A 25276-nucleotide genomic window follows, 5' to 3' on the forward strand; every position below is an offset into this window, starting at 1 on the left:
ATTTAAAGTAAGTTATTCATAATGCCTGCTCTTTCATTTATAGAAGGAGCAGGTATTATGATTTAACACGAACCGGCCGGTATGAAAAAATTTGCAGTACTGTTTTTGCTTACGTTAGGTTACGCAGCGACGGCTTTTGCCCAAAAACCGAATATCATAGTTATCATGGTTGACGACATGGGTTTTAGTGATATTGGCTGCTACGGTTCCGAAATCAGCACACCGCATTTGGACAAACTGGCTCAGAACGGTGCTTTATTTACTCAATTTTATAATGCCGCCCGCTGCTGCCCAAGCCGGGCATCACTGCTGACGGGTGTCTATCCGCATCAGGCTGGTATGGGAAAAATGGTGGTCTCAAACCCCAAAGACCGCAGCACCGAAACACCGTATCAGGGTTGGCTGAGCAAAAAAACGGCCACCGTTGCCGAAGTGCTGAAAACTGCCGGATACAAAACGTACATGTCGGGCAAATGGCATGTAGGCGAGCAGCAGCCCGATTGGCCGTTACAACGGGGTTTTGACTCCTATTTTGGATTAATCAGCGGAGCTTCAAGCTACTATGAAGTATTGCCCAATCGGCTGATGCTGAATGACAATGAGCCCTACACTCCACCTAAGGATTTTTACCTGACGGATGCCATCTCGGATCGTGCCGTTGGGTACATTGAGCGGGGTGCGGCAAGCAAAGATCCGTTCTTTTTGTACGTAGCTTACACGGCTCCGCATTGGCCGATACATGCACCGGATGAGGAAATTGCTAAATACCGCGGCAAATACCAAAAAGGCTGGGACGTACTGCGGCAGCAACGCTACGACAAACAACTCAAACTTGGTCTGCTGCCCGCCGCATCGGCGCCTTTGTCTGTCCGTGACTCCACGATTGGTACATGGGAAGAGGCACAGAACAAAGACGAGTGGGATTTAAGAATGGCTGCATATGCCGCAATGGTAACGCGTATGGATGCCGGAATTGGGAAAATAGTGGAAAAACTAAAAGCTACCGGACAGTTTGAAAATACTGCTCTGATGTTTTTGTCCGACAACGGCGCCTGTGCCGAAGTTTTGGAAGGCCGGGCCAAAAAGGATTTGGGCGAGCCCGCCTACACCGCTTCGCTTACCACACCGGCCGGCAAGAAAGGCTCGTATGTAGCGTACGGAAAAGAATGGACGGCGCTGAGCAATACGCCTTTTCGGCTCTATAAGCAGTATACCCACGAAGGCGGCATCGCTACGCCGCTTATAATTCATTATCCTGATTTAATTAAAAAAGGATTTAAAACGCCGCAGGTTGGACATATCATGGATCTGATGCCCACCTGTCTGGAACTGGCCGGTGTAGTGGCGCCAAAAACTCACAAAGAACTGGCTGTCAAACCCATGGAAGGCAAAAGCCTGGTACCGATATTGAAAGGAAAGAAGCGACCCGGACATGATTTCATTGCCTGGGAGCACTTCGATAGTCGGGCAATTCGACAGGGTGACTGGAAGCTCGTGTGGTCACGGGAGACCAAAAAATGGGAGTTGTATGATTTGTCGAAAGACCGTTCGGAAACCAACGATTTGGCAGCTGCCTTCCCGCAAAAAGTTAGAGAATTGGAACAAAACTATTCGCAATGGGCCCAGAAAATGGGCGTGGAATAATCTGCGGGAAGTAGCAGGTAGTGGAAAGTCGTTTCAGACAAACTGCTCTTCCGGCTGCTTGGTTTGTGTCGGGACGGTTATGTTGTCATTTTTCTCTTTCCGCATCCGGTCAATCCTTCTGCTTTTGATGAGTTTCAATACCCGCAATCTTGAATAATCATAGGCGAGAATGATCAGAATTACGAAAACGACCACATAAAAAACCCGGAATTGCAAACGACCATAAAGTAAGCCCGAAATAATGCCGCCTGACAGGTAGGACACCGCAATGGAAACCAATAGTTTGGCGCGTCCAACGAGTGAGTCGTTGGTGCGGTATTTTTTTTGGGTAAACATCGAAAACAGAATTGCAAGGTCGGTTGTGAGACCGGTAAGATGGGTAGTTTTGACGGTAAAATTAGAAATACTCGCCGTCAGACCGTTTTGTAAACCCATAGCAAACAGCATGAGCGCTACCATAATTTCGGTTTCCGTGAGCGTTTCCTGATAGTAATATTGTCCATAAATACCCACCGTGAGCAGACAGCCGATTTCGAGAATGAGCGGCAAAGAATGAGCGATATATGCATTCTTTTGATTGAGATTGATGATTATAAAATTGGATAAAAAGTTACCTGTAAAGAAGAGTACGATCCAGCCCATCACCACCGCCACCTGATACCACTGTCCGCTCGCTATTTCCTCAGCCAAGATAGCGTAGTGCCCCGTTACATTAGATGTAAACGCAAAAAAGATAATCAGCGAGGCAACGTTGACCATCCCCGCTGAAAAAGCCGTCAGGGCTCCCAGTTGAATATTATCTTTCAGACTTCGGCTATTGCTAAATTTTCGTAGCATGGATTATCGTATTTTCTTAAAGGTAATTTTTGCAATGCCCCGTGCCTGCATCTGCGTATGAAAATGAAGGACAAGTTCCTTATCGGTTAATTTGGCGATGTCGTAGCTTTCCTCCACGGTCTGATTGTGCTGCATGACGAGCACATGCCCCCGGCCTTTCATAGTCCAATGAATGGTCTTGTCGGGCTTTTGACGCGAAGAAAGCTGCAGGGTACCATCCTTCCGAAAACGCCATTTCTCAGATTGATGAATAATCAGATTTTTTGCAATTTGATTTTTTAAAGTCTCGGAAATTTCCTCTCCGGAAAAAATCGAATCATCCTGACTTTTATCCACTTTTTCATACTTCCAGGTCACCTCCTCCCACGTTCCCACGATGAGCTGATCGGGGCTTGCAGTGCTACTGACAAGCACGAAAAACAGGCATATCGTGGCGGCAAGGCCACCAACGTATACAAACGCCTGTCTGATATGGAAAGGAATCCTACGCATGATTGGAGACTAGAAACAACTCGGACACATGATCCTTTTCGTGCACAAACGGCCCTTCGTTCCAGCTGATTTCTGTTTTAGGCAACTTACATTTCTTCAAAAACGGCAGGGGATTAAAGCTGCGCTTGTGCTGCAATTTGAGCGTGTAGTCTTTGGGGATAAAAACCTCATCTACCTGATTTGCTTCCAGAAAATTGGCAAAGGCATTTTGCGTGTAGCCACTAAAAAGCTCTACCCGAAATGAATTGATCTGGGAATCGTAGGTGTTTTGAAGAATTTGAAAAGCCTCCGCAAATTTGCCGCTCTGCTGCGAAGCGATGAACTTTTCCTTAGAGAAAAAAAGCAAATCCGTAATTGAATCTGACATGCCAATGGCATACAGCAAAATCAGATTTACCTTCTCCTGGGAGTCTCGTTTGAAAGCACCTTTTACGGTATTCAGTGATTCAATCGTAAAATCAGTTGGGATAAGTATCGTTTTCATAGTTGCGTTAGCGATGTTTTTTTTACTCTACAAAGCTACGGCAGGGGTATTAGAACGATTTAAGAGGGGAATTAGAATGCGCTGTGAACAAAATTAGAATATGTTGAGAATAACGTTAGAATGGCATGAGAAAAAGATTAAAAACACATTAAAATCACTATACGTATAGTTATTATAAACTATAATTTCCAATCGGAAGCTTAATTTCGACCGTAACGCCCTGATTTAATACTGAGCTCACGATGATTTCGCCCGAGTGCATATTAACTACATTGCGTGTGATTGGCAGCCCGATGCCGTAGCCTTCGTAGGTGTTGGTGTTACTGGCACGGAAGTACGGATCATAAATAAACTTGATTTCATCAGCCGGAATCCCAATGCCTAAATCTTTTACTACAATTACTATCTGTTGTGACGATGCGCCCAAAGAAACCTTAACCGTGTTATTATTGGAGTATTTACAGGCATTCATGATTACATTTGAAAGTGCCAAATGCAGCAATTGCTCGTTACCTTTTACTTTCAGTTTTTCAGGATTCTCGGGTAAAAAGCTAAAATCCAGCACAATCTTATTGTTCGGATAAATCTTATCCACCGTTTCCTTCACATCCAAAATCAGCTGATCGATGCGTACTTTGTCAAATTTCTGCACCTTCCCGTTGTAGCCCGTCTGCGCCAGAAAAAGCAATGCTTTGGTTTTTTTGCTCAGTTTCTCAGCCTCTTCCAGAATCGTCATAATAGCTTCCTGGTATTCCAGAATGGTGCGGGGTTTGGACAAAATAACGTCCGCCTCGCCAATGATGGACGTCAGCGGCGTGTTGAGCTCGTGGGAGGCATTGCTCACAAAGTTTTTCTGGGTTTCAAAAGCCGCTTCCAGGCGGTCGAGCATGCCGTTGAAGGTACTTGCCAAGGTTCGCAGTTCATCTTCGTGCGAAGATACATTGAGCCGCATTTGCAGATTTTCCGAGCTGATGTCTTCCATTTTAATGGTAATATCCTGCAACGGCTGAATGATTTTGCGCGAAAACCAGAAGGAAATAACCAACACGAGCACCATCGCAATCACGAGCGAGGAAATCAACAGGTTGCGCAAATACACAATGTGGTGCGTGTGGTAGTAGTTCTCAGCCGACACAATGACGAGGTAGTTTTTACCGGAAGTAGTGTAGCGAATGCCCGAATAAAAAATATTCTGTTTACGCAGATTGGCCGTTCCCCGGCTGTTGATTTCCTGCATGTATTCAAGCGGCACATTAAGTCGATCAGCAGCTTTGCGGAGCGAGTCGCCCGAAGTCGCCGGAAGAATAATGATTTCCTCCCGGGGGAGTTTTTCCAGATATTCCTGCTTTACTTCTTTGATGGCGTTCAGATCCTGCCGGTTTTCCAACTGAATCTTTGCCGTTGTGATTGCCCTGATTTCCAATCTTTTATAAAAATCTTCAAACGAATAACTCGCCGATGCATAGTATATAAACCCACTGTACAAAAAAATCAGCGAAAGCAGAATGACACTTAACAGCAGAATAATTTTGGTTTTAATTTTCATCTGTTTATCAGTTTTCATGGCTTTCTTTCAGGACGTAGCCCATGCCAATGACGGTATGAATCAGGCGGGAAGCTCCCGATTTTTCCAGTTTTTTTCGTAGATAATTGACGTATACATCCACCACATTGGTACCCAAATCAAAGTTTACGCCCCAAACTTCTTCCAGAATCTCCACTCGTGAAAGTACCCGCCGGGGATTATTCATAAACAAAAACAACAGGCGGTATTCAGTAGACGTAAGCGAAATATCAACTCCGTTTCGGCTTACTTCTTTGGTGTAATCATTCAATTTTAAATCCCCAAACTGAATGATATTTTCTTCCGGAAGGGTTTCAACTTTTACGGTGTCTTTGCGCCGGAGCAACGCCCGAATCCGAGCGAGGAGCTCAATGAATTTGAAAGGTTTGGTCAGGTAGTCGTCTGCACCTGTATTCAGGCCCATGACCACATTTTCGGTACTTCCAAGCGCTGAGAGCAACAAAATAGGCACTTCCGGATCGTGACTTCGGATCATTTTACACAGATCCAGTCCGCCAATCGAAGGCAGCATAATATCCAGAATAATGAGATTAAACTGGGACGAAACCGCCATTTGCAGGCCAATGTTTCCGTCCATCGCCACGCTGACCTCAAAATCTTCTTCACTCAACCCTTTGTTGATAAATGAGCACACGTGGGCGTCGTCTTCAATCAACAGAATTTTCTTCTTACGGGTTGGCAGCGAAAAATCCTGTATTCGTTTATCCTGAATCATGGGGAGAATTAAGGTATCAATTAATTACTTTTCTTATCCAGACCTTATCAAAGGTACGTTGTTCTGACTTATAAGCTAGTAGCATAAACCATTTAAAGGTAGGTAAATCAGCGAAATTTCCCGGGATTATGGGTAGGGTTAATTATCTGATTTTTCTTATTTATTCTCCACAACCTCCTACTCAATCCTCCAAACTATTTGTGTTTTCGGCTGTACTGTCCGAACTTCACCCAAAAAAATATGATACTGACCCCGAGATTACGCCTCATTCCGTGCGACGATACACTTTTTGACGCCATTCGCATGGGAAATAATATATTGGCACGTGTATTGGGTGCCAATGTACCTAAAAAATGGACTGATTTTCGTGATACCTTTGGGCCAATGTATGTTCGGTGGAAGGCGCATCCGGAACTTCATGACTGGTGGACACACCTGATCGTGTACCGTCCAGACAATATTTTGATCGGTGTGTGTGGCTACAAAGGAGAGCCCGATGCGGAGGGCGTGGTAGAAATTGGCTACGAAATACGTGATTCTCATCGCAGCAAAGGGCTCGCTACGGAAGCAGCCCGTGGCTTGGTCGAACATGCATTTAGCCATGAGGCGGTCCAAAAAGTAATTGCGCATACCGTCTCTGAGGAAAATCATTCGTCGCTGCTTTTACAAAAACTAGGCTTCACCAAAATTCCTGAGCCCATCGAAACCGATGGTCAGCAATTTACACGATGGGAAGTAATTCGTCTCACCTATAAATCCGCCTGAAATGTTCGATTCTTCACGACCTGATTCTGCAAAAATTGATCGAAGTCAAAAAGATGATCAACTCCTGAGCGACATTCGATCTACGCTGTCAGTTTCCAAAGGCTTTCGGGTATGGTGGCTGGGACAAAGTGGATTTTTGCTGCAATGGCAGGGAAAACACTTGCTTTTTGACCCGTATCTTTCTGATTCTCTAACGCATAAATATGCCAAAACCGATAAGCCTCACACCCGCCTGCGCGAACGGGTGATTGACCCTGCCCGACTGGACTTCATACAAGTCGTAACGAGTAGCCACAACCATACCGATCATCTTGATGCCGAAACGCTCGGTCCGCTTTTCACAGCAAACCCGGACATACAATTTGTCATTCCCGAAGCAAACCGCGAATTTGTAACGGAGCGTTTGGGCTGCGCATCGGATTTCCCCATCGGCATGACCGACGGATTTGTCAAAGATATAGGTGGCTTCCGTTTTTTTGGAATCCCGGCTGCCCACAACGAGCTCGAACGCGACGGGCTGGGGCAATGTCGCTTCATGGGTTTTGTGGTAGAATTTGGCGGATATCGGGTATATCACAGCGGCGACACGCTATGGTTTGACGGCCTGGCTGATCTGCTCATGCCGTATGCTTTGGATTTGGCCTTTTTGCCCATCAACGGCAACCGGCCCGAACGTCGGGTGGCTGGCAATCTCAGCGCCGACGAAGCCGCCCGCCTTGGCTCGGTCATTGGTGCGGGCTGCGTCATTCCGCATCATTTTGACATGTTTGAGTTCAATACCGAAGATCCGCAGGTTTTTGTAAAAGCTGCGCAACAATACCAAACCCCGCATTATGTACTGGAATTAGGTGAAAAGTGGACAAAAGAGTAGTTATAGGAGACTAAAAAAAATATTTTTCCCGAAGGAAAAGCCAATTTTTGATTCAAAAATGGTATTCAACCAATATTTTTTTAACTTGAAACGCTATTTCTTCGTTATCTTTAAAAAGCAAAATCAACCTACTAACCTCCATAAAATATCTTATGTCCGTCGTCAATCAACAAACATATCCGTGGCTAAGCGCCTATCCTAAGGGAGTTCCCTATGAGATAAATCCTGATGCGTATCCTTCGCTGCTCGAATTAATGGAAGAAGGTTTCCAGAAATATGCCGGGCAGGCAGCCTATTCAAATATGGGTAAAGAGCTGACATTCGGTGAGATCGACCGCCTGTCGCGCGATTTTGCGGCATATCTGCAAAGCATCGGCATGCAGCAGGGCGACCGTATGGCGATTCAGATGCCCAATGTGCTGCAATATCCGGTAGTAATGTTCGGAGCTCTGCGTGCGGGAATTACTATCGTTAACACCAATCCTCTTTATACGTGCCGCGAAATGCTGCATCAGTTCAAGGATTCGGGTGCCAAAGCCATTGTAATCCTGGCCAACTTTGCCAATAATCTTGAAAAAATACTGCCCGAAACAAAAATTGAGCATGTAATAGTTACAGAAATTGGCGACTTGCTGGGTTTTCCTAAAAAACTGATTGTCAATACCGTAGTAAAATATATCAAAAAAATGGTTCCGGCATATAGCCTTCCTACGGCGGTTTCTTTTGGAACGGCCCTTAGCAAAGGCGCTGCTGCGAGCTACAAACGCCCAAATGTTTCTAACCTTGAACTAGCCTTCATTCAGTATACCGGCGGCACCACGGGCGTATCCAAAGGTGCAATGCTCAACCACCGCAATCTGATTTCTAACGTGGAAGCCAACAACGAATGGCTAAAACCGCTGATGGGCGAAAACCTGCACAATCCGGTAATTGTAGCAGCGCTACCGCTCTATCACGTATACGCCCTGACGGTTAACGCACTATCAGCCCTGAAAAGCGGCGGCATGAATCTGTTAATTACCAATCCGCGCGATATGGATGGGTTTATTAAGGATTTGAAAAAATATCGGGTAACAATCTTTACCGGCCTGAATACTTTGTACAATGGCCTGCTGAACAACCCAAAATTTAGCGAAGTTGATTTTAGCCTCTTAAAAATCACTTCGGCTGGCGGCATGGCACTGCAAAGCGTCGTGGCTGAGCGTTGGTACAAAGCCACCGGCTGTTTGCCCGCCGAAGGCTACGGTCTTTCGGAAACATCACCGGTGCTTTCTTCCAACCCGCTTGTTGGCGAAAACCGCATTGGATCTATCGGCATTCCCTGGCCAAGTACCGAAATGCGTATCATGCGGGAAGATGGCACCTGGGCCGACGATGACGAACCCGGCGAGATTTGTGCCAAAGGACCGCAGGTAATGCCCGGCTACTACAACCGCCCCGACGAAACCGCCAAGGTTATGTTTGAAGATGAAAGTGGGCGATGGTTCAAAACCGGAGACGTGGGTGTCCGTAGTGCTGATGGTTATTTCAAAATCGTGGATCGCAAAAAAGATATGATTCTGGTCTCAGGCTTTAATGTGTATCCAAATGAAATAGAGGAAGTTATAGCCCAATGTCCGGGAGTTCTGGAAGTGGCCTGCGTGGGCGTGCCCGACGAAAAGTCAGGGGAAGCTGTAAAAATATTTGTGGTCAAAAAAGATCCAAACCTGACCAAAGAGCAGGTAATGACCTATTACAGAGAACACCTGACGGCTTATAAATGCCCCCGTCATATTGAATTCAGGGACGAACTACCCAAAACCAACGTAGGAAAAATCCTGCGCCGGGCGCTACGTGATGAAACATCGGCCTAGCCCTCTCTTTTGCGGGTAGTTTACTACTTCCCGATTTTTGTTCACAAAAGATTAATCATAAAAAAGCGCGTTGATGTTTCAGACACAGCGCGCTTTTTTGTAGTTTTAACCTAACCCTAACCAACCGACGCCTCATGGGACTTCAAAGAAAAACACTTGTACTACTGCACGGCCACGGAATGGATCATACCATTTGGGATGAACTTTGCCCTCTGCTTAATGAGTCGTATACCATTATTCGGCCCAATATTTCGTTTTTGACGAGTTGCCATTCCATGGACGACTATGCAGACGAGCTGCATCGCCTGCTCACCAATGCCAGTATTTCCCGCTGCACGCTCATCGGGCATTCTATGGGCGGATATATTGCCCTGGCTTTTGCGGCAAAATACCCAGAAATGCTGGAAGGCTTTGGCCTTTTTCATTCGTCGGCACTTGCCGATCCGGATGCCAAGAAGCATCAGCGCAACCAAATGATCGATCTGCTTCGTACGCACGGAGCCGAAGCTTTTATTAAACATACAACTGGAAATTTATTCGGAGACAGGTTCAAGGAAGTTTTTCCTCAGAAAATTCAGGAGCACAGCAAGCGCTATGGTCAGCTATCGTCGGAGGCCCTTGCCGTGGGTATGGAGGCGATGCGCGACCGCCCCGACCGTACGGACGTACTTCGGCAGCTCCCTTTTCCGGTACTTTTCGTGATTGGCATGCAGGATCAGCTCGTGCCCTTTGAGAAAGTCATGGAGCAGGTACGGCTTCCCCGTCAGGGCTACCCGTTTATTCTGGCCGAAGCCGGGCACATGGGAATGGTCGAACGGCCCGACGCCGCCGCACGTATTCTGCAATGGTACATGGATCAGGAATAAAGTAGCTGTTAGCTTTTGGTTATTAGCTTTTTCATCTAATTGATTTTCAGACTATTAAAATGTTTTTTGTAAAATAGTTCATTCTGATTCTGCTTGATTACCAAATAAATTGAATTCAATTAGAATACCAATCGCCATTAGACTTCCAGAAAGTTTGATGGCGGTTGCATGTATGCAGGATTCCTGAGCAATTTCATTCCATGATCTCACCTTAGATTTTCTCCCTAGTCAAGATTCAAGCAGACCTTTTCCACGATTATGCGTAAGATTTACTGGAAAAATAAATTTCTCTGAATCGAAAATCAGCCTGCCCGTACATTTACAAACCAGGAACTCAAACGAAAACCACCGACCCTTCGTTATAGCTCACATACACAATACTATTTTGAGATTTTTATGAAACAGCGTTCTGAACTATTTATTTTTAGAAAAAGTCTTTGGCTACTGGCTTGGAGTTTATTGATAATTACCTCCTGCTCACGCGAAGATTCCCCCACCCCACCCCAAAATAGCTATCTTGTTGAAAGTAGCGTCATCACTGAACTTTCCAGTGAAAACATCATTCAGCAAGTCAGCGGTCTTAATCCGCTCTTGCCGGGATTTATAAGAAATGGCGTCAAAGCGTATCGCCTCACGTACAAAACAAAAAATACGGACGGCACCGAAATCCTGGCTTCCGGTGCGCTCATTATTCCGATTACTACTCAGCCCGCCGCCCTGATTAGTGTGCAACACGGTACCATTACAAGCGACGAGCAGGCACCATCCAACTTCAATGCAAACAGTGAAGCCTACCTTGCCGGATCGCTTTTTGGCGCTTTGGGCTATATTATTGCTTATCCTGACTATATCGGCTATGGTGCTTCCAAAGATTTGCCGCATCCCTACGAACATCGGGCAAGCCTGGCTTCGGCATCTTTGGATATGTTGCGGGCGGCCAAAGAATTTCTGGCCAATCAGGACGAAATCGACTGGGACGAGCGGCTGTACATTGCAGGTTACTCAGAAGGCGGCTATGCCACGATGAGTTTGCAAAAAGAAATCGAAGAAAATGCGGCTACCGAATTTAACCTGCGGGCGTCGAGTTGCGGAGCGGGCGCCTACGACAAAACCTCGTTCATGAAGTACCTGATCAATACGGAAACTCACAGAATTTCGGGCTTCAATCGCTCCTATCTGTGGGTAACGCTGACCTACGACCGCGTGTACGGCCTCAACCGCCCGGCGTCGTACTATTTCAAGGAACCGTACGCAAGTCAGATTCAACAACAGGCGGAGAATGCTCCTATTCCGGTTTCGTTCAATACCATTTTTACAGATAGCTTCAAACAGGCAATAAATTCGGGAACGGACACCGGTTTTTTGAACGCCGTTGCGGACAACGATGTGTTCGACTGGAAACCCCGTACGCCCACTCAATTGTACCACGGCACTGCTGATCGGCTGGTTTTCTATTTCAATTCTGAGAATGCTTTCAATGCGATGAAAAATCGCGGTGCTACGAATGTCTCCCTGATTCCAATTCAAAATGCTGATCACGATACCGCTCTCGACGAATTTTTGTTGGGTACGCTTAGCTTTTTTACAACCAACCCATGATCGCATTTTTGTTTCTGACTAAGCTTTGAAACCAATGATATTCCAATTCATTCTGGCTCAGGCACAACCTGCACTTGAAAAAGGAGCGCAGAAAATCAGTCGCGGGCTTCCCCGGGAGGTACAGCGCTTTCTGGAATTTGATTTGTTGAAAATTAAAAACTATCAGATTACGGTTTTTGATGTACTCCTGATTCTGTTGCTGATTGTGGTGGCCCGGTTGCTGGTTTGGGTATTTAGTAAGATACTCCGGCAGGGCTTTTTTCGTCGCAAACAGGTGGATCAGGGGCGGCAGGAAGCGGTCATTCAGCTGATCAAATACTTCATTTATGTGCTTGTCATTATCTTCGGCCTGGAAGTCATCGGCGTTCAGCTCTCGCTGCTTTTAGCAGGTTCGGCGGCGCTGTTGGTGGGCGTCGGGCTTGGCTTGCAGCAAACATTCAACGATCTGGTATCGGGTTTGATTTTGCTTTTTGAAGGAAGTATCAATATTGGCGACATTGTTGAACTTGACAACGGACTGGTAGGCCGGGTAACCGACATCGGCCTGCGAACGTCCAAGCTCGAAACCCGGGATTCGATCGGATTAATCGTTCCGAATTCAAAATTTATCAATGATAACATCATTAACTGGTCACATAATCGTTCCCTGACCCGGTTTATCATTACCGTTCGTGTAGCCTACAAGCACGATCCGCGGCAAGTGGAAGCACTCCTGCTGGCAGCCGCACAAACTCATGCGGAAGTAGCGCAGAATCCGCCGGTAACCGTTCGGCTCATGGATTTTGGAGAATCGGGCATGCACTACGAATTACTTTTCTGGACGTACAGTGCCTGGCGGATTGAATACGTGAAGAGCGAAATTCGATTTGAGCTGATTGAAAAGTTTCGGGAAAATTCCATTGAAATTCCGTACAATCAATTTGACCTAAACCTAAAACAGGGTTGGGAAGGCTTTGTAGAAAAATGGCAGGAAAAAAAGTCTGACCTCTAAATTTTAAAAGAACCTTTTGATAGCTTTGCTGCGTTAAAAGTCTATTCAATTACTATACTATCAGGCGTTGCTACTCCTGCAATTTCCAACCGAACACTACATGGCCTCTTCAATTCTTGACCTCGTTGGCAACACGCCACTTGTTGAATTAAAACGCATAAATCCCAATCCAAACGTAACTATTTACGGAAAACTGGAAGGGAATAATCCCGGAAGCAGCGTGAAAGATCGGGCAGCATTCAGCATGATTAAGGGCGCTTTGGATCGAGGGGAAATCAACGCCAAAACCCGCCTCATCGAAGCGACAAGCGGAAATACGGGTATTGCACTTGCTATGATTGCGAGTATTTATGGAATTGATATTGAGCTCGTAATGCCCGCGAACTCAACCCGGGAGCGTGTATTGACCATGGAAGCGTTTGGCGCCAAAGTAACCCTGACCGACGGCATTGAAAGTGCCCGTGACTACGCCGACGCAAAGGCGCAGGAACCCGGCTATTTTATGCTTAATCAGTTTGCCAATCCGGATAACTGGAAAGCACACTACCGCACCACCGGACCGGAGATATGGCGGGATACGGCCGGGAAAGTCACTCATTTTGTTTCTTCAATGGGCACTACGGGTACCATCATGGGCACGTCACGTTTTTTGAAAGAGCAAAACCCTGACGTTCAGATTGTCGGCTGTCAGCCTACGGATGGATCGAGTATTCCGGGTATACGGAAATGGCCCGAAGAATATCTGCCAAAGATTTTTGAACGCGAGCGGGTAGATCGGGTTATTGAAGTTTCGGCTGATAATGCTACTGCCACAACTCGCCGCCTTGCTCGTGAAGAGGGCGTTTTTGCGGGCATGAGCAGCGGAGGCGCTGCCTGGGCTGCCGTGCAACTGGCTCAGGAACTGGATTCAGGCGTCATCGTGACGATTGTCTGCGACCGCGGCGACCGCTACCTGTCGAGTGATTTGTTTGGGTAGTTCAGCTTTCAAAAAGAGTTGTCGGAAAATCGGTTTGTGCGATTTTATATTTCCGCCGAAGTTCATTTACAAAAAGGTGCGCCTGCCGTGTTGGTTCAGGCAAGCGATAGCCCGTGTAGCACTGTAAAGTAAGCGCCACCGAGGTCGATAAATCAATCAAATGACCGGGAGAAATAAACACGGGATTCACTTTGTTTTTGGTGCGGAGCGCTGCGCCAATCGTTTCTCCCCGATGGATCATCGGTTCCCAGGAACCTCTTTCGGGCGCCGGGTCTGCAAATTTTCCTACTAAAACTGATTTTCCAAGAAAAAAGCGTGCCATTTTACATGAAAATAGTTGCGTACGATTATTCTACCATCACTTTGTGGCTCTCTTGACGGTCCGGGTAACGAGCCCGAAAAATATACAGCCCCGGGGTCCATTTTGACACTTCGAGGCTTAGTTCGGTAGTAGATTTTAGCTGTAAATTTTCTTTCATTAGCCTTCCATCGGAGGTAAAAATATCCAGAAATGCTTCCTGCCTACTTCGGATTTGCACATAATTTCTGGCTGGGTTGGGATACACGACCAGCGTAGCTGCGGGCGAGGGCTCCACCGACGTGATGCTGACTGGGAGAATATTGCGCAGCAGTCGCACGCCCCCGCCGTAAGTTCCAACGGCTACATCGGGTTTGCCATCTCCCGAATAATCAGCCGTGGTGGCATGAAGATAAGCACCGAGTTTTGGGGCAAGGGTATTGGTTCCAAAGCCAACCAGCAAACTATCACGGCGGGTCCATTGGCCCCAGGCTCCCGAATGAAATATACGTACCATGCCTGTTTGGTCGGCAGTCAGCAAATCGGGCCGCCCGTCCAGGTCCATATCTGCCACTGAAATGGAGACAAAGCGTCCGGCAAAATTTGAACGGACCTGCGCAAGTGACTCGGTTTGCAGGTCAAATACCGGCTGACGGACAGTTCCTGTGTTTAGATAATATTCAATATTTCCCTGCGCTTTTCCCACAATCAGATCCAGATCACCATCCTGATCAGTATCATAGAAATAGGGCGAATCACTCGCCTGCACACCCGCCGGGAGTCTGACAACAACCGCTTCGCTCATGGTCACCCGAACGGCAGCGCCTTGTGGTGCACGATTGGGCAAATAGCGATATTCCAAACCCTGGAAAGAAATTCCGGCAAAACCCAGATCAGCCACGCCATCTCCATCAAAATCGGCCCATTGGGGTTTTACCTGCGTCAGTTGAATACTTTTGGAGAAATCCAGATATTCATCGTTTACCCATTCAAAGCGAGGCTCCTGTGCCGTGCCAACATTACGAAACAAGAGCAAACTCCCCCTAAAACCGGTTGCACCGCGCACTCCGCCCGTGCCCACCAGCATATCCTGATCGCCATCACCATCTATATCAAAAAACGAAGGAGCGGCATTTTCACCCACATCAATCATCTGATCCTGCAAAAAATCCTTTTGACGAAGCACGTACTCCGGCAGGTTTTCGGTCCCCGCATTGTGATAGTACCAGGCAGAAGCCCGAAAGTCCATCAGATTGCCTTCGTTGGTGTAGACATTTGGCGCGGCGAGTAAATCTTTTTTGCCATCAAAATCAACATCTTCGGCATATACAGCCGGAAAAATCGTAAAGTTGATGGGATCTTTGGCCGGAAAATTTATATCAAAACTTGTAAAACTAGCGACCCGGTTGGTACCCGTATTGACGAGCCGGGCTACGTTGTCGCAGGTGACGTGCCCCATGAGCATATCTTTTTTGCCATCTCCATTCAAATCCTGCAAAAGAATAGAATTCCCGGCGTGCATGATGCGCCCGTTGGGAAGCGGGTCTTTCAGATTTTCGAGCGACCCACAGTCTACTCCCAAACTAAAATCGTTGCAGTGTTCTTTTACAAAATTACCCCAACACAATCCATTTCTGACAAATTCGAGGCTATCGGGCACGCCATAGCGCTCCATGCTCATGTTTTGGTGCATTTCAGCAAAATTCCCCAGAATCTCAAACGTCACAATATCCATATCCCCGTCATCGTCAACGTCGATTAATGCAGGAATATCCGTAGCAACTACCAGCAAATTGAGAGGCCCGGAAAAACCGTACGAATTGAGTAAAGGTTTGTGCAGTTTCCAGGTCCAGTTTGTGGCGGTTGTTGTTTGTTTGTATACCCGAATTCCCTGTGGCGTGTGGGTAAAAAGTTCTTTCTGACCATCGGCATCAAAATCAACCAGCAACATCCAGTTTTCCATCGACGGAAACAGCGTTTCAAAGTAGGGAGCGTGCCGGTAGGTTTTAGTGGCTGCATCTCCCACAAACGTACTGACGCGGTTGGTGGTGCGATCAAAAACGACCAGATCCGGCACACCGTCTTTGTTCAGATCCATGGTCGAAAATTGCCCTGCATTGAGCCCTCCGGCCCATGGATTTTGCAACGGAACCGCGTTGCGGATCACGGGGGTAAGCGTATCGAGCTGAAACCACGCCTGCTGCGCTCGAACCGGAGATGCAGCACTTAGGCCGATGAGACACGCAAAGTATAGGTACAGATTCCGTTTCATTGAGGATAATTTGATGTAATTTTGGAGCGTTTCCTTCTAAATCAGGCAATGGTTCAGAAAAGAATCCGCTAATAGCTGTACACCCCTGTGCAGATGCAGTGGTGTACTAAATTACAACGAATTCCAGCCCCTTGTTGTCATAAGAAAATTAAAAAATCATGGAAATTACACTTGAAGAGCTGTATACACTTTATTCTAAAAACTTTTTGGTCAGTACTGACACCCGAAAAATAGAACCGGGCTGCCTGTACTTTGCCCTTAAAGGAGATCATTTTGATGGCAATGCCTTTGCCGCGCAGGCGCTGCAACTGGGCGCCGCCTACGCCGTTGTGGATGATCCTTTGGTAGTACAGGGAGATCAGTTTTTGCTGGTTGAAAATGTCCTCACTACATTACAGGACCTTGCCCGGCACCACCGCCGCAGCTGGACAATCCCGGTGATAGGCCTGACGGGCTCCAACGGAAAAACGACAACCAAAGAACTCATTGCGGCGGTGCTTGCCCGTAAGTTTCGGACCTACGCTACACGGGGAAATCTGAACAATCACATCGGCGTTCCACTCACGCTTTTGGCTGTTAATCCGGCTGACTATGACGTGGTAGTGGTAGAAATGGGTGCCAATCATCAGCAGGAAATTGCTCTTCTCAGCAGCATAGCACAGCCTTCGCACGGCCTGATCACCAATATTGGGAAAGCGCATCTGGAAGGTTTTGGAGGAATTGATGGCGTCAAAAAGGGCAAAGGAGAGCTGTATGACTTTTTGGCCAAAAAGAAAAAAGTGGTGTTTGTAAATGCCTCAAACGATACGCTGATGGAAATGGTAGCCCGGCGGCATTCCTTTGGTGAAATTGTATTTTATCGCTCCGAAAATGCAAAATCAGAGCCTGTTTTGGTGGAAGAAAATCCTTTTGTAGTGTACGAAAAAAATCATGAAGAAACCATCGTCACGCACCTGCCAGGACAGTATAATTTTGATAATATCTGCGCTGCACTTGCCATTGGCCGGTATTTTGGGGTAGACGAAACGGACGCACATTGTGCCATTTCGCAGTATGAACCCGACAACAATCGCTCGCAATTATTCAAAAAAGGCAGCAACACAATTTTGCTTGACGCATATAATGCCAATCCGAGTTCGATGAAAGCGGCTCTTGAAAATTTCATAAAACGGCAGGCTGTCCGAAAAATGGTTATTTTAGGCGACATGCTTGAATTGGGCACCGAAACCGAGGCGGAGCATCTGGCGCTGGGTCAGCTGATCGCTTCGGGGAATTTTGACATCGTGATTCTTTCAGGAAACCATATCAGGCACGCGTTAATGCATTTACCAAAGGCGTACTATTTCCCGGATAAATTCTCTCTGCACAACTGGATTATGGATAACCCACAGGCAGAGACAGACATTCTGATTAAAGGCTCTCGTGGCATAGGGCTCGAAAGTGTCGTTCAGTTTTTATAATATGCTCATAATGTAGTATTTTGGGGAGTAGATCGTTCGATCTGCTCCCCATTTTTTTATCCTTAACCTCTTTGTACGCATGAAAAAAGAAATTACCCGTTTGGATGTAGGCTCCGTTGCCATGATGTACGGTGCTATACTGGCCACGATTGGTCTGGTTATTGGCTTATTTGTGGCTGCCTTTGGATCTCTGTTTGGGTCTCTTATTAATTCGGAGCAATCTGGAATGTTCGTCGGTGGAGGCATTTTTATGGCCATCCTTTTCCCGATTATGTACGGGGTTCTGGGGCTGATCGCCGGTGCGCTTGTGGCGGTTATTTACAACTTCTTAGCCGGTCGAATCGGCGGTGTGAAGGTGTATGTACGGGACTAACAAGCAATCGGCCCGGTGGAAACACCGGGCCGATTGCTTATAAATTAAAACCTGGTTCTACCTAAAATCAGATTGAAAATGCAGTTTTGATTGCGTCTACGTAATCTAGTTTTTCCCAGGTAAATAGTTCTACTTCCAATACTTTTTCGGTTCCGTCAGCGCCTTTAAAGGTTTTCGTTACCACTTCATTTACCCGACCCATGTGCCCGTAAGCAGCTGTCTCTGAGTAGATAGGATTGCGAAGTTTCAACCGCTCTTCGATTGCGTAAGGACGCATGTCAAAAATCTTTTCAATTTCACGGGCAATTTGTCCGTCCGTCAAATCTACCTTGGCTGTACCTTTGGTATCAATAAAAAGCCCACAGGGCTTAGCCACGCCAATAGCATAGGATACCTGTACCAACACCTCATCACACAGACCGGAAGCAACCATATTCTTGGCAATGTGCCGGGTAGCGTAGGCCGCCGAGCGGTCAACCTTGGAAGGATCTTTGCCCGAGAAGGCACCGCCACCGTGGGCACCTTTGCCACCGTAGGTATCCACAATAATTTTACGGCCCGTCAGACCGGTATCGCCGTGGGGCCCGCCAATAACGAACTTGCCCGTGGGGTTGATGTAGTACGTAATATCTTCGGTAAACAGCGCCTGCAACTCCTCGCTAAGCGTCGCTTTTACACGGGGAATAACAAATGAAATAATATCAGACTTAATTTTTTCGAGCATTTCTGCTTCGCTGGCAAAGTCATCATGCTGCGTCGAAACCACAATTGTGTCAATCCGCTGCGGTACATTATCATCGCTGTATTCAATCGTTACCTGCGACTTGGCATCGGGCCGGAGGTACGGAATCAACCCTGATTCATGATTGCGAATATGCGAAAGCTCTTTCAGGATTTTATGGGCCAAATCGAGCGCCAACGGCATGTAGTTTTCGGTTTCACGAGTGGCATAGCCAAACATCATGCCCTGATCTCCGGCTCCCTGTGCATTGGCCTTGGACTCAAAATCTTCGCTTAAGGCTGCCCGGTCAACTCCCTGATTAATGTCAGCACTTTGGTCATGAATGGCCGAGAGAATGCCGCAGGAATTGGCCTCAAACATGTATTCACTTTTGGTATATCCAATTTTGCGAATCACCTCCCGCGCAATCTTCTGCACATCAAGGTAGGTATTGGTTTTTACTTCTCCGGCCAAAACTACCTGCCCAGTGGTTACAAGTGTTTCGCAGGCTACTTTACTGCTCGGATCCCACGCCATGAAGTTATCAATGAGGGCATCCGAAATCTGGTCGGCTACTTTATCGGGGTGTCCTTCCGACACAGACTCCGAAGTAAATAGATAGGGCATAAAAAGATTTTTTGAAAATAAATAAGTTGGATTGATACAGTATTTCTATCCAATGAAGAGGCAGGAAGATCGAACTTTTTTGGTTGTTAAAAATCCGCACTGGACTAGCGGAAATGCTCCGTGCAGGACTTAATTCTTTCAAACCCACATCGTTCATTTTACCACCGTGGTGTTCTAACCCGGTTGGCGCTTCTGCCGAAGCTTCTGGATGCTGGCACAAAATTGAATTTTTTCGGGAAATTAACCAAATAAGTTTTCGCCACCGGAACAGTAATTTCTAAAATCGCCTGACGAGGGAATCAAACATACCTTTGGTAAACGGAGCAATCGGAACCGTTGACATGATTTTGAGATCTTCCCAAAAGCTCGTTTGCTCGTCCAGAAAAGCCAGCAAACGGGGTGTAGGATTGTGTTTATACAAACGTGTAAAAACCGCTTTGCCCGAATAGCGTTGTTTCAGCAGCACGTTCAGGAGGGTGCTGTCCAGTAGATTTTTGAACCATTGAAAGAGCGTTCTTTTCCGGCGCAACGGCTTTCCCACCGTCAGTAGCTGACTTACCAGTTGCTGTGTAAACCGTTGAGTACGCACAAAAGCGTAGCCCGTAGAGGCCTTCACAAATCCTCCCGACGTTCCAATACGAATCACGCGGTTGCGTTTGGAGGTTTTGGGGTGCTCGTCGGTCATAGGAATAATCCCGAATTCCTCAGCTTCGATGGTAAACTCTGTGATCTGCAAAACATCGCGGATGTAGCTGTGCAGCTCTCGCACATAGTCTTGCGGCTCTAAGAGTTTGTCTGAAAAAACGGTGTATTCTACCATTGCGCGGTGCTCGTCAACGGGCAAAACATAACAAAAGCGAACACCCGGCCCTTCCTGCGGTACCCGATAATCCATCATAGTGGGGCACAGCGGATCAAAAGTGGCGTGTGGTGTAGAAATCTCCCAGCCCTTAAAATGCTGAAGCATGTTGTGGCGATTGTCCTTGTCAATGGCGAGCGGAGTAATGCTGTCAAATACATAATCTGCAATAAACTGCCCTTCTTCGGTAATCACAAAACCGCCGTCAGCCGTATCGGTGATGCGCTCAATAGACGTGTACAGGAAGGTAATATTGGGATTGGATGCTAGATCAGTGCGGACGAAATCGTAGAAATCAATTCCCCGAATCCATTTGTACATATAATCGCCAAGATCCAGTTTTTTTTCAAAATTATCGCTGCCAAAAAACATGACCTTCTCCCAGCTACGATACACAATTGGATCAAAGGCACTGGGCAAATCTTTCTCCCAAAAACACCACGTACGGTCGTTTTTCTTTTTTTCTTCTTTATCAATAATTAAAATGGACTTGTTGCGCAGCACCGATTGATTCATGTAATAGGCAAGGCTCAATCCGGCGAGTCCGCCGCCTGCAAGGATATAATCGTAACGTTTCATAGGCCTGTAGAATCCTTTGCCGGGCAAAGGGAAGTGTATCAAGTAAATAGCCCCCGCCAGAAAAATGACAGGGGCCTATGATCCTAAACAGAATATTCCTGATCTGGTTTACCCAAGGATAAAATAAATCGTGCCAGCGCAGCCGGCAGCCCGATCAGATCGGCACATTCACGTGTCGCTCCGCATGATAGCTCGACCGCACCAACGGGCCGGATTCTACGTATTTTAGTCCACGTTTCAGTCCTTCTTCGCGGTAAAGTTCAAACAACTCGGGCGTAATCCACTCGATTACTTCGTGGTGCATTTTGGTTGGTTGCAGGTATTGGCCCAGCGTCAGAATATCCAAACCGTGCGCAACGAGGTCGTCCATTGCCTGAAATACTTCTTCCTTTGTTTCTCCCAAACCAAGCATAATGCCGGATTTTGTCCGGCAGCGAGCCTCTTTGGTTCGGCGGATCTGTTCCAGGCTACGGCTATATTTTGCCTGCGGACGCACCCCACGGTACAGGCGTTCCACGGTTTCGACATTGTGCGACACAACTTCCTGTCCGCCCTCGATCATTCGATGCAGAGCATCCCAGTTGTTTTTCACATCCGGAATCAGCGTTTCGATGGTCGTTTGCGGGCTTTGTTCTTTTACCAACCGCACGGTTTGGTACCATATTTCGGCACCCCGATCTTTCAGTTCGTCCCGATTGACAGACGTTATCACGGCGTGTTTGACGCCCATAAGCCGAATCGCCTCGGCTACGCGTTGCGGCTCGTCGGTGTCGTATTCGTTGGGGCGGCCCGTAGCTACGGCACAAAAACTGCAACTTCGGGTACAGACATTCCCCAAAATCATAAAAGTAGCCGTGCCAGCTCCCCAGCATTCGCCCATATTGGGACAACTGCCGCTTTCGCAAATCGTGTGTAATTTATAGGTATCCACCAGCTGACGCACCCGAAGAAAATCAGGCCCGGACGGTAGTTTTACGCGAAGCCAATCAGGACGTTTTTTACGCTCAGAGGGTATTACAGGTAATTCGATCATGTAAATTTTTAGTAATAATTCAAAAAGAAAATGCCCGGAAACCTAGTGCAGAAACCGGGTGCTGCATCCACTATTTTTTATTTCCAAAGTAAAGCGTCACATAGCCCGAAGTAAAAAAACTACGGTTATCGGCAAAAGGCATAATGATGATTTGCCGTGAAAAAGCCTCGGCAATAAAGCCAATTTCCAGGCCCGTCATGTTTTCCCGAAAAGCGCTCAATTCAAAACTGAGGGCGGTTTTCAGATGTAGGCCCGGCACAATTTTCATTTTATCAAAACCCGAAAAAAAGCTTCCCGATCCCACAATCAGTTCCGTTTGGCCATGCTTGGCCGGATCATACGGCTCGTTGACGATTACGCCCGGACGCGACTGAAACTGAATCATATACGGCTTTTCGAGTCCAATAGACGGCCCTGCTGCCACTATTCCACTAATAGAAATCCCTTCGTCTGCGTGGCGGTTGAAAAACATGATCTCGCGGCCATATTCGGGACGTAGCACAAACAGGTAATTCTGTTTTCCATAGGTAAATCGCGAGCCGGTCACAAAATTTTGTGAGGAGAGCTCTTTGGGATGCTTTACATTTACGAGCTCAACGGCCAGGTATCTAAACTGCTGCTTGCCCAAAAAGGTACCCGAAATGGATTGTGAATGCCGGGCAACAATTCCGCCCAAAATCCCCGAATTAGTGTTAGTTGTTACTCCAAGCGAAGCCAGGGAGTTGTACTTTTCTATATCTGCGTCCGGCTCCGTTCGCCGTTGTGACCAGGCTGTGTTGGCCAGTAAAAGCAGCAAACTCCCCACCAGTAAAATGTCTTTATGTTTCATAACCCTCTGGATTTCTCTGATCTAAAAGTAAGTGAAAATAGAGAAATTTGTTTAATTCCTACCTCTCTAACGTATCACATTAACGGTTTTTTATAAATTTATGTTCTTTTCCTACATTAGATAATCTTATGCCAACGATTACCACCGAATACCTGGGCGACTTGCGCACCCGTGCCATGCACGTGCAGTCCGCTACCCAACTACTGACCGACGCCCCCACCGACAATCAGGGAAAGGGCGAGGCATTTTCTCCCACGGATCTCGTAGCAGGCGCTTTGGGGAGTTGTATGATGACCATTATGGGCATTGTGGCCCGGCGCGACGCCATTGACCTGATAGGTTCTTCGATGGAAATTACGAAGATAATGACTTCCGAGGCTCCGCGCCGCATTCACCGAATTGAGCTTCTGATGACGATGCGCACGGCTCAGCCCATTGCTGAATCCGATAAACAAAAATTAGAACGAGCGGCATATACCTGTCCCGTAGCCCTGAGCCTTCACCCGGATATTGAGCAGGCCGTGGTGTTTTCGTGGGAAGTTGCCTAGTTTTTAAAACCAAAAAAAGGCTGGACTTCCCAAAAAAGTGAGAGGTCCGGCCTTTTTTATCAAAGCTAAAATTCAGGCTTCGATGCCACTCAACTGTTGCTGAATTTCTGCAAAATTAATGTCAAAGTGAGAGGCATCATAAATGCATTCACCCCTGGAAATCAACAGAATTTGCGGCGATTGGTGAGGAATATCGAAGGTTGCGGCTACTTTGGCAGATACTGTGCGGTTGGCAATCAAATCCAGGTAGTAGGGTACGGTTCCGGCTACGTCTGATTCTTTCCAGTTTCTTTCCAATCGCGCCAACGAGGCTGAACTGATGGAGCACCGTGTGCTGTGTTTAAATATCAAGACCGGGTGTTGCTGAGATTCTTCCCGAATATTTTCCAGTTGAGACTCCTCCACGAGTGATGTCCAATTCATAGGTATTTTCCTTAAAGTTCTTTTCTAAACGGAGTGATTATTTTCTCCCTGATTCCAAAACCGAAAGCCATTCCTAAAAAGTTTCCCAGGTCTCGACGAGGCAGAATTCTGAATCCCAAAAATTTATCAAAAAATACATAAAGATAGCTTTGACCTGCCTAAGCAAACTGTCTTTTGGGTAGCTAAAAAAATGTACACAAAAACAGACAGGTCGGTGAGGTATTTCTTCCGGGCAACAAAGAATGATTTATGATCCTTACTTTTGTGCAACTTTTACGATCTGCTTCTTGGCTATTTTACTATATCGACTGTCTATTGAAGGCTACGCACTGCTGATGCGGTTTGCAGCCTTGTTTCATCCCAAAGCCCGCTTGTGGGTGCAGGGCCGCCGGGGCTTGCTTGCGCAGCTTCAGGCCGAACTTCCGGGCCGTATAAAGCATCGGCCCGTGGCGTGGTTTCATGCCGCTTCGTTGGGCGAGTTTGAGCAGGGACGCCCGGTCATTGAGGCCTTTCGGTTGCAGTATCCGGAGTATTTTATTTTCCTGACGTTTTTTTCTCCGTCGGGTTATGAAGTTCGGAAAAACTATGCGGGCGCTGACTACGTAACCTACTTACCCATCGACTCTCCCACGCATGCCCGACAGTTGGTTCAGCTGTTGCAGCCACAAATTGCTTTTTTTATTAAATATGAATTCTGGCATTTCTATTTGCGCGAACTACGCCAAAACCACGCTGTAATTCTTTCTTTTTCAGCGATTTTCAGGCCGGGCCAACTGTTTTTTAAGCCCTATGGTCAATTTTACAGAAATATCCTGCTTTACTTCAACCACTTATTTGTACAAAATAAAGAATCGGAAGAATTGCTAAAAGATGCTGGAATTCAAGATGTTACCATAGCCGGAGATACACGCTTTGACCGTGTCGGTCAACTTGCGGAAGCTGCCCGCAAACTCCCTGAAATCGCTGCTTTTGTTGGCAGTTTGCCTTGTCTTATTGTCGGCTCAGCCTGGGAAGCTGACCGTGCAGTGCTTGTTTCGGCGCTTTCAGGATTATCTTTTCCAATAAAAACCATCGTAGCGCCTCACGAAATTCATGAGGCAGATTTGCAGCGTTGGGAGCAAACCCTGCCCGGCAAAACGCTGCGCTACTCTGTATATACGTCCCCGCAATTTGATGTTGCATCGCTTTCTTCGTACTCCAACTTATTGATTGACAACATCGGGATGTTATCGTCGCTGTATCGCTATGGGCACGTCGCCTACATTGGTGGGGCTTTTGGGGCGGGTTTACATAATATTCTTGAAGCAGCCACGTACGGCCTGCCGGTGCTGTTTGGCAATAGAAATTACCTGAAATTTCAGGAAGCCGTCGATCTTTGTTCGCAGGGAGGCGCCCTTGCGCTGCCTGATTCGGAAGCTTGCCGGGCCGCACTTACGGAGCTTTTAACCGATTTGGAACTACGTACAAAGCGCGGCAAAATCAATCAGGCCTACGTGCAGGCACACAGGGGCGCTACCGCAGCCGTGATGAAGCAGGTTGAGAAATTATTGAAATCCTAGAAGTACGAAAAGTTGAT

The 25276-nt window shown here is 46.9% G+C and carries 24 protein-coding genes; 12 read left to right on the plus strand and 12 right to left on the minus strand.

The genetic code is table 11. The annotated features are described in order from the left end of the window. Nucleotides 1–81: 81 nt before the first annotated feature. Nucleotides 82–1644, plus strand: coding sequence for an arylsulfatase (locus EZE20_RS21320; protein WP_132121567.1), 1563 nt, complete (start codon nt 82–84; stop codon nt 1642–1644). 33 nt (nt 1645–1677) lie between these two features. Here EZE20_RS21320 and EZE20_RS21325 read toward each other — a convergent pair whose 3' ends face one another. The 5 genes from EZE20_RS21325 to EZE20_RS21345 all read right to left on the minus strand — a co-directional run bounded on the left by EZE20_RS21325 (nt 1678) and on the right by EZE20_RS21345 (nt 5757). Further along, nucleotides 1678–2481 carry a YoaK family protein gene (locus EZE20_RS21325; RefSeq protein ID WP_132121569.1) on the minus strand — a complete coding sequence of 268 codons (804 nt, stop codon included), beginning with the start codon at nt 2479–2481 and terminating at the stop codon, nt 1678–1680. 3 nt (nt 2482–2484) lie between these two features. Beyond that, nucleotides 2485–2973: a lipocalin family protein gene (locus EZE20_RS21330; RefSeq protein WP_132121571.1), complete on the minus strand. Its 489-nt coding sequence runs from the start codon at nt 2971–2973 to the stop codon at nt 2485–2487. Then, nucleotides 2966–3457, minus strand: coding sequence for a hypothetical protein (locus tag EZE20_RS21335; protein ID WP_132121573.1), 492 nt, complete (start codon nt 3455–3457; stop codon nt 2966–2968). Before EZE20_RS21335 ends, EZE20_RS21330 begins: the two co-directional genes overlap by 8 nt. 172 nt (nt 3458–3629) lie before the next feature. After that, nucleotides 3630–5003: an ATP-binding protein gene (locus EZE20_RS21340; protein WP_132121735.1), complete on the minus strand. Its 1374-nt coding sequence runs from the start codon at nt 5001–5003 to the stop codon at nt 3630–3632. A 7-nt stretch (nt 5004–5010) separates the two neighbouring features. Further along, nucleotides 5011–5757 (minus strand): response regulator transcription factor, encoded by a 747-nt coding sequence (locus EZE20_RS21345; protein WP_132121575.1) that lies wholly within the window; start codon nt 5755–5757, stop codon nt 5011–5013. Between the two features lie 240 nt (nt 5758–5997). Between EZE20_RS21345 and EZE20_RS21350 the strand changes: the two genes are divergently transcribed. From EZE20_RS21350 to cysM, 7 genes are all read left to right on the plus strand, one after another. Further along, complete coding sequence (locus tag EZE20_RS21350; protein WP_132121577.1) at nt 5998–6522, plus strand: GNAT family N-acetyltransferase; 525 nt, start codon at nt 5998–6000, stop codon at nt 6520–6522. A 1-nt stretch (nt 6523) separates the two neighbouring features. After that, entirely contained in the window at nt 6524–7393 is an 870-nt protein-coding gene (locus EZE20_RS21355) for an MBL fold metallo-hydrolase (protein ID WP_132121579.1), read from the plus strand. Between the two features lie 152 nt (nt 7394–7545). Continuing rightward, nucleotides 7546–9246, plus strand: a complete 1701-nt coding sequence (locus tag EZE20_RS21360) for an AMP-binding protein (protein WP_132121581.1) — start codon at nt 7546–7548, stop codon at nt 9244–9246. A gap of 134 nt (nt 9247–9380) precedes the next feature. Then, nucleotides 9381–10112 carry an alpha/beta fold hydrolase gene (locus EZE20_RS21365; protein ID WP_132121583.1) on the plus strand — a complete coding sequence of 244 codons (732 nt, stop codon included), beginning with the start codon at nt 9381–9383 and terminating at the stop codon, nt 10110–10112. Between the two features lie 396 nt (nt 10113–10508). Then, nucleotides 10509–11711, plus strand: coding sequence for an alpha/beta hydrolase family protein (locus EZE20_RS21370; protein WP_132121585.1), 1203 nt, complete (start codon nt 10509–10511; stop codon nt 11709–11711). Nucleotides 11712–11745: 34 nt separating this feature from the next. Continuing rightward, nucleotides 11746–12702: a mechanosensitive ion channel family protein gene (locus tag EZE20_RS21375; RefSeq protein ID WP_132121588.1), complete on the plus strand. Its 957-nt coding sequence runs from the start codon at nt 11746–11748 to the stop codon at nt 12700–12702. A gap of 100 nt (nt 12703–12802) precedes the next feature. Continuing rightward, a complete protein-coding gene (gene cysM / locus EZE20_RS21380) occupies nt 12803–13678 on the plus strand; it encodes a cysteine synthase CysM (protein ID WP_132121590.1) in 876 nt (291 codons plus the stop codon). 1 nt (nt 13679) lies between these two features. On the opposite strand, the gene EZE20_RS21385 is transcribed toward cysM, so the two are convergent. Together EZE20_RS21385 and EZE20_RS21390 are read right to left on the minus strand one after the other, a co-directional pair. Beyond that, the gene (locus EZE20_RS21385) at nt 13680–14000 is read right to left on the minus strand and encodes an endonuclease V (RefSeq protein WP_132121592.1); all 321 of its coding nucleotides are present in this window, start codon (nt 13998–14000) and stop codon (nt 13680–13682) included. Nucleotides 14001–14025: 25 nt separating this feature from the next. Continuing rightward, entirely contained in the window at nt 14026–16248 is a 2223-nt protein-coding gene (locus EZE20_RS21390) for an FG-GAP-like repeat-containing protein (protein WP_132121594.1), read from the minus strand. 158 nt (nt 16249–16406) lie between these two features. Between EZE20_RS21390 and EZE20_RS21395 the strand changes: the two genes are divergently transcribed. Both EZE20_RS21395 and EZE20_RS21400 read left to right on the plus strand, forming a co-directional pair. Further along, nucleotides 16407–17708, plus strand: a complete 1302-nt coding sequence (locus EZE20_RS21395) for a UDP-N-acetylmuramoyl-tripeptide--D-alanyl-D-alanine ligase (protein ID WP_132121596.1) — start codon at nt 16407–16409, stop codon at nt 17706–17708. Between the two features lie 79 nt (nt 17709–17787). After that, nucleotides 17788–18081, plus strand: coding sequence for a MotA/TolQ/ExbB proton channel family protein (locus EZE20_RS21400; RefSeq protein WP_132121598.1), 294 nt, complete (start codon nt 17788–17790; stop codon nt 18079–18081). A 67-nt stretch (nt 18082–18148) separates the two neighbouring features. On the opposite strand, the gene metK is transcribed toward EZE20_RS21400, so the two are convergent. The 4 genes from metK to EZE20_RS21420 all read right to left on the minus strand — a co-directional run bounded on the left by metK (nt 18149) and on the right by EZE20_RS21420 (nt 22729). Then, nucleotides 18149–19429: a methionine adenosyltransferase gene (gene metK / locus EZE20_RS21405; protein WP_132121600.1), complete on the minus strand. Its 1281-nt coding sequence runs from the start codon at nt 19427–19429 to the stop codon at nt 18149–18151. Nucleotides 19430–19706: 277 nt separating this feature from the next. After that, nucleotides 19707–20867 (minus strand): lycopene cyclase family protein, encoded by a 1161-nt coding sequence (locus EZE20_RS21410; protein WP_132121602.1) that lies wholly within the window; start codon nt 20865–20867, stop codon nt 19707–19709. A gap of 154 nt (nt 20868–21021) precedes the next feature. Beyond that, nucleotides 21022–21900, minus strand: coding sequence for a lipoyl synthase (gene lipA, locus EZE20_RS21415; RefSeq protein ID WP_132121604.1), 879 nt, complete (start codon nt 21898–21900; stop codon nt 21022–21024). 70 nt (nt 21901–21970) lie between these two features. Next, nucleotides 21971–22729, minus strand: coding sequence for a hypothetical protein (locus EZE20_RS21420; RefSeq protein ID WP_132121606.1), 759 nt, complete (start codon nt 22727–22729; stop codon nt 21971–21973). A gap of 128 nt (nt 22730–22857) precedes the next feature. On the opposite strand from EZE20_RS21420, the gene EZE20_RS21425 reads away from it, so the two are divergent. Then, a complete protein-coding gene (locus tag EZE20_RS21425) occupies nt 22858–23277 on the plus strand; it encodes an OsmC family protein (protein ID WP_132121608.1) in 420 nt (139 codons plus the stop codon). 72 nt (nt 23278–23349) lie between these two features. Here the strand turns inward: EZE20_RS21425 and ytxJ are convergent, their stop codons facing one another. Further along, the gene (gene ytxJ, locus EZE20_RS21430) at nt 23350–23700 is read right to left on the minus strand and encodes a bacillithiol system redox-active protein YtxJ (RefSeq protein WP_132121610.1); all 351 of its coding nucleotides are present in this window, start codon (nt 23698–23700) and stop codon (nt 23350–23352) included. A 287-nt stretch (nt 23701–23987) separates the two neighbouring features. On the opposite strand from ytxJ, the gene EZE20_RS21435 reads away from it, so the two are divergent. Next, a complete protein-coding gene (locus EZE20_RS21435; protein WP_228713938.1) occupies nt 23988–25259 on the plus strand; it encodes a 3-deoxy-D-manno-octulosonic acid transferase in 1272 nt (423 codons plus the stop codon). Nucleotides 25260–25276 lie beyond the last annotated feature (17 nt).

Origin of the sequence: Arundinibacter roseus, from assembly GCF_004348825.1 — a bacterium.
Taxonomy (GTDB): Bacteria; Bacteroidota; Bacteroidia; order Cytophagales; family Spirosomataceae; genus Arundinibacter; species Arundinibacter roseus.